We start from the raw sequence: 5,583 nt of genomic DNA, 5'->3' as shown, positions 1-5,583 counted from the left end.
CTCTCGATTTTTCCAAAAATCGCCCAATCCCAAATCGTTCGATCGGCTCAAAACCTCCAAACAGCCCAACTGAGCCAAACTGTGCAAAGCTTCCCCGCGAAATCCCAAAGTAGTAATTTTGTAAAGGTCTGCTTCCGTGGTAATTTTGCTCGTACTGTGAGGCGAAGCCGCCTGCTGCAAATTTTCCAGATCCATCCCCGTACCGTTATCTGCAACTTGCACCCGCCACTGTTCGGGCCAGACAGACACAACAATGCGAGTTGCACCAGCATCCAGAGAATTTTCAACTAATTCCCGTACCGCAGCGGCGATCGAGTCAATCACTTCGCCGGCTGCAATTAAATTGATAACTTCTGCAGGTAAGGTTTGAATAGTAACTGGCATCAGATTTTTAGCATTTCGTTAATTAAATTCTACTTTATTTTGCCACTCGCTACACATTATATTTCACGAAATCGAGAAAATATAGAGATCTGTATGCTACTTAAACTTGCTCCAATTCTACAATATTGATTGGCAATCGGATGTAAAAAGTTGTCCCTCTTTCATTGTCCGATTCATAGGTTATTTTTCCTTTGTGAGCATCAACAATCGACTTAGCAATCGCCGTTCCCAAACCAGTACCAGTCCGCTTTCCATAGGTCACAAACGGTTCAAATAACTTGTCTTTAATTGATGAGGGAATGCCGGGGCCGTTATCGTAAATGCTGATTTCTGCCCACTCCTCGGTTTGTGTCACAATAATCTCAACTCGCCCACCGCGCCCGCCAAAAGCTTCAACAGCATTCCCAACTAAATTTTGCAAAACGCGCAAAATCTTATTATCGTCCGCTTCCACTATTACTTCTGTTACCCGCAGCACTAAATCTACTTTTGCCGCATCAAAATAAACTCTGTTCAATTTTTCAAACTGCTGCAACGTCTGGATTAAATTGATTGGTTTTTTACTTAATGTAGAGTTACCGCGCGAAAATTCTAATACTTCTTCAGCCATCCCCAACATTCGCTGAACTTGTAATTGAATAAGTTCGCACCACTCCTGAGTTTCCTCATCGGGGTGCATTTCTTTGAGCATTTCGCTGGAGAGTTTAATTCCCGTAAAAGGACTTTTAAAATCGTGAATAATTGTACTCACCATTTCTCCGACTAATACCATTTTTTGTTTGTGTACGAACTGGCTAACATATTGATCTGTAGTATCGCGCAAGTTTTTGATAATGAAATTAAACATTTGCAGTACGGAACTGCCTTGAGCCAACTCTAGAGTTGTTATTAGTTCTTGGCGACCTATTTTTGCCAAAGTCGAGCCGCCAAATGCCACAGCTCTAGCACTGCGAGGCTCTCCGTCTAAAACTCCGAGTTCGCCAAAAAAATCGTCTGGCTTAGCGATAGCAATAGCTTGATATTTATTATTTTCAATCCGCTTGCTAAACTCGACAGCACCTGCTAAAACTAGATAAAAAAAATCGGCGGCTTCTCCTTCGTCAAAAACTAGCGTTTCCTCAGCAAAACTCTCCAATACAGCTATTTGACACAGGTGAGCAGCTTGCAGAGGTTCAAAATAAGAGATAAATCGATGAGATGCCAGATCCATGAGATAGTACCTAATGCTTAATTTAAACAGTTTATTTTTTCTATTTTCGCCGATCGGCATCGATGCGTTGATAAAAGACAATACTGCTTGAATCTGGCTCTATATTCTGGCGTCTCTGGCCGGGAAAGGGCGAGCGCCGGAATGCAGAGCCAGACTCAGACAGCAGCAGCAATCTCGCGCAAATTCTTAGCTAATTGACTAAAATCCATAAATATGGTAATATTTTTGAGATTTTTATTAGATGTGCGATCGAGTTCTGCAGCAGCCATTACAAGATTTTAACTTTAGAGAGAGCGCACAATTTAAATGTCGATCGACTGGCATTGCCAAAAATTAACGATCGCCAGATAAGACGATCGCAGCATTCTGCCCGCCAAAGCCAAAACTCAAACAAATCGCATTTCTCACCAGAGTCGATCGCCCGCAGCGAACAAAATCTAATTCAAACCCCGGTTTTTTCAGGCCGGTGCAAGGCGGCAAAATCCCATCTCGAATACTCATCAAACAAAAAGCCGCGCCCAAGGCTCCCGAAGCTCCCAAAGTATGAGCAGTAGCCCCCTTAGTCGAACTAACAGCAACTCCAGGGCGAAACAATTTTTGAATTAACAGCGCTTCCTGTCGGTCATTTAAATCAGTTGCAGTACCGTGAGCGTGAACAAAATCGATATCAACGGCTGCTAAATTGCTACGTTTCAAACATTGATTTACCGCCGCGATCGCACTTTCCCCCCCGATATCCGGGGCGGTAGCATAACAAGCATCATTTGTCAAGCCAAAACCCGAAACTCGCCCGTAAATTTTAGCACCGCGACGGCTTGCCAACTCGGCGGATTCTAATACAAATAAAGCCCCGCCTTCACCGAGCACCAAGCCTTCCCGATGTTGGTCAAACGGATAGCAGCCAGTGTCGGCCAAAGCACCCATCCGGTTAAATCCAGCCACAGTCAGCGGTGTAATCGGCGCTTCCACAGCACCTGCGATCGCCCGCTGACACTCACCAGTGCGGATCAAATCAACAGCGCGGGCGATCGACTGCAGGCCCGTCGCACAAGCAGCCATCGGCGCGAGCACGGGCCCCGTCGAGCCAATTGCTCTCGCCGCCGCGATCGCCCCCATGTGAGGCAAAAAATCCACGAATCGATAATCGGTAATCGGGAATGGGCGATCGAGAATTGAGCATTCCCTTCCCTCTTCCCTCTTCCCCCTTCCTTCTTCCCTCTTCCTTCTTCCTTCTTCCCTCTTCCCTCTTCCTTCACTTCCCAACTGTTCCAAATTTCCCTGAAACCCGCGACTAGAACCGATCGCAATTCCGCAATCGCGCAAAGGCAAAGTCAAATTAGCATCTTGCAAAGCCTCTGCTAAAACAGGCAGAATTAAACTTATTAAATCAGCAGGTTTTGTACCAACCAAAGCCAAAACTCGCGGTTCAAGTTCTAAAAAAGGTTGATGTATCTCAATGCCAGACTCACCAGCCAACAGTCTTTTCCAGCTATTTTGCAGATTACCCAAAGCTGAAACAAGACCAATTCCAGTAACAACAACATCCATTTTTGTACTTAGCCGTAATGGAGCATCTCAGTTTTGTTTATGTAGTTTCCTCCGAAGTTCGCTTCCTTCTATAGCTCGCTTTTCCAGGACAGCAATACAACAAAAAATGCTTTATGTAAAAATGAAATGCTCCCACCTTAAATCATCAGTCACCAGTTTGTCAGTCAATCCTTCATCTTTAATGACTTATGACCAATGACCGATGACTAATGACTAATGACTAATGATATCGTTTCCGGTTGCATCGGAATAAAATACAGTCAACAGTCAACAGTCAACAGTCATGTATGAGTGCAACCGGAATTGATATGACCAATGACCAATGACCAATGACCAATGACTAATGACTACCTTCAGCTACCAGGTTTAAAATTTTCCAAACCCTGAGTAACAGTAGCCTTCTCAATCCGATCGCCCGCTTCAATCTTATCAACCACATCCATCCCTTCCTTCACGTACCCAAAAACCGCATAGCTACCGTCCAAAAACGGTACATCGGTCAAAGTAAAGTAAAACTGAGAAGAAGCCGAATCAGGACTCTGCGATCGAGCCATCGCCACAGCCCCGCGAGTGTGCATCAACACAGGTTTTTGATCGATCCCAGCTTGTTCTAGCGTTTTGCTGTAAGTCGGACTCGGAGCACCTTTAGCTTTAATTTCCAGAGGAATCCTGCGTTCGCTAGATGTTTTTGGGTCAATAAAACCCCCAGTTCCCAGCCGCGCCGTAGGGAATTTAGGGTCTTTACCCTGCGGGTCGCCACCCTGAACTACAAAAGGCTGAGGTTCCCGCACGACTCGGTGAAATACCAGCCCGTCGTAGACACCTTTCTGAACCAAATCGACAAAATTGCCCGCAGTAATTGGCGCATTTGTGCCGTCAACTTCGATCGTAATTGGAGCACCTTTGACCATCATCACTACCGTTGCTTTTCCTTCCAAACGCGGCAAATTGCTAAATTGCGAACTCACCGCCACAGCATTAGAAGGAGACGGAGGTGGAGTCAAAGAAATGCTTTCACCAGACACCGGATTCGGTGTCGGAGTTGAGTTAGCCTGCGGGGAACTACCGCATCCCCCGACAAACAGCGCACCAATTATTAAAAGTGAGAACAACCACCGCTGAATTTTGATTTGCATTTGCATTTGTATTTTCACTTTCATTTTCATTCAACCGGGTAAGGTGTACGGCGAGGTGCACTCTAGATTTATCGATTTGGTGCGTCGCCGTCCAACTTACTAAACATTACCAATTCTGCCATCGAAAATCCCCAATTCCCAATCTCTAAATTCCGAGATTTCTCGATTTGGTGCGCCGAAGCGCACCCTACAAGACATTACGAATTCTGCCATCGAAAATCCCCAATTCCCAATCTCTAAATTCCGAGATTTCTCGATTTGGTGCGCCGAAGCGCACCCTACAAGATGACAATACATTAACAATCAAAAATCGAAAATATCTACAGTCCTTCTAGGGGAACTTGCAAAAATCGAGCTAATTCTGCAGCTTGATTTTCCACATCAGACAAAGCAATCGGCTGTCCGACTCTAGTCAGGGGAAACTGACGGCGGTCTTTCAGCTTGAGATAAATGCTGCGGCGGGGACTGAGACCTTCTTTAATGTCCACCCGCACAGATTGCACGTCGGATGTTTTGCAAGTAAAATCAAGTTTGCGGTTTTTGCCGGGAAATCCCCAGCGAAAGATCCGAATGTTACCAGTTTTGCGATCGAACTCATTGTATCCGCCGCCGACATCCCACAGAACAGTCAGCCACAGGTAAAGTGCCAACAGCACGCCGCAGACACCGTAGAAACCCATCGCAATGCCTTGGGGGATAAAAATGAGCTCAGTCGGGTCAGCAAAAGGCAGCAGGTTGACGTGCAAGTAGCTCGAAAGGCCCGAAAGCAGGAAACCAGTCCCTCCAATGGTGACAATCGTCGCCCACCAGTAATTGCTGAAGCGGCGGGAACCCAAAACCTCGTAGCGGAGGATAGAATCGATCGAGGTCGTTGCTTTTGCAGTCATAAGATTAAACAGCCTTAAAGCCAAATTTTAATTCAACTAGCCTACCTCACTCGCACTTCCTTGGCGCGACTGGCTCCTCAACCACCCTTAACTGCGGCGGCGAAAAGCGAGTCAGTTGGCTTGGAAGTACCTCAAATTTCTCGCTTGTGGAACCGATCGCGACTGGGGGAGTACGCATCTAGTGGGGGAATTCTGGTGTTTTAGTTGAAATTTTATCAACTTATAATATATAGTTATGTTAACTTTAATTAGAAACCTTGGTCTTTTAACAAGCAAGAGGATTTTATAACTATGACAATCGCAGTCGGACGCGCCCAGACCGAAAGAGGCATCTTTGATGTACTCGACGACTGGCTCAAGCGCGATCGCTTCGTCTTCGTAGGCTGGTCTGGGATTCTGCTATTTCCCTGCGCCTACC

5 protein-coding genes and 1 pseudogene are annotated in these 5,583 nt (G+C 45.9%); 1 reads left to right on the top strand and 5 read right to left on the bottom strand.

Annotation, left to right across the window (positions count from 1 at the left end):
- The 5 genes from AACV78_RS19085 to AACV78_RS19065 all read right to left on the bottom strand — a co-directional run.
- A partial coding sequence (locus AACV78_RS19085) for an ATP-binding protein (RefSeq protein ID WP_194074420.1) occupies positions 1-384 on the bottom strand: 384 nt, incomplete at its 3' end.
- A gap of 100 nt (positions 385-484) precedes the next feature.
- The gene (locus AACV78_RS19080) at positions 485-1,594 is read right to left on the bottom strand and encodes an ATP-binding protein (RefSeq protein ID WP_194012999.1); all 1,110 of its coding nucleotides are present in this window, start codon (positions 1,592-1,594) and stop codon (positions 485-487) included.
- A 333-nt stretch (positions 1,595-1,927) separates the two neighbouring features.
- Positions 1,928-3,142 carry a beta-ketoacyl-ACP synthase gene (locus AACV78_RS19075; RefSeq protein ID WP_194012998.1) on the bottom strand — a complete coding sequence of 405 codons (1,215 nt, stop codon included), beginning with the start codon at positions 3,140-3,142 and terminating at the stop codon, positions 1,928-1,930.
- 353 nt (positions 3,143-3,495) lie between these two features.
- Positions 3,496-4,284 (bottom strand): peptidylprolyl isomerase, encoded by a 789-nt coding sequence (locus AACV78_RS19070; protein ID WP_445329591.1) that lies wholly within the window; start codon positions 4,282-4,284, stop codon positions 3,496-3,498.
- A 314-nt stretch (positions 4,285-4,598) separates the two neighbouring features.
- Positions 4,599-5,165: a photosystem I assembly protein Ycf4 gene (locus AACV78_RS19065; RefSeq protein WP_194012996.1), complete on the bottom strand. Its 567-nt coding sequence runs from the start codon at positions 5,163-5,165 to the stop codon at positions 4,599-4,601.
- Between the two features lie 291 nt (positions 5,166-5,456).
- On the opposite strand from AACV78_RS19065, the pseudogene AACV78_RS19060 reads away from it, so the two are divergent.
- Positions 5,457-5,583 (top strand): annotated as a pseudogene (locus AACV78_RS19060) (photosystem II D2 protein (photosystem q(a) protein)); the annotation flags it as partial.

The organism is Tychonema sp. LEGE 07196 (genome assembly GCF_963890365.1).
In the GTDB taxonomy this organism is placed as follows: Bacteria; Cyanobacteriota; Cyanobacteriia; order Cyanobacteriales; family Microcoleaceae; genus Microcoleus.
Note: the sequence above shows the minus strand (reverse complement) of the source record. Positions and strands in the feature narration are given on the sequence as shown.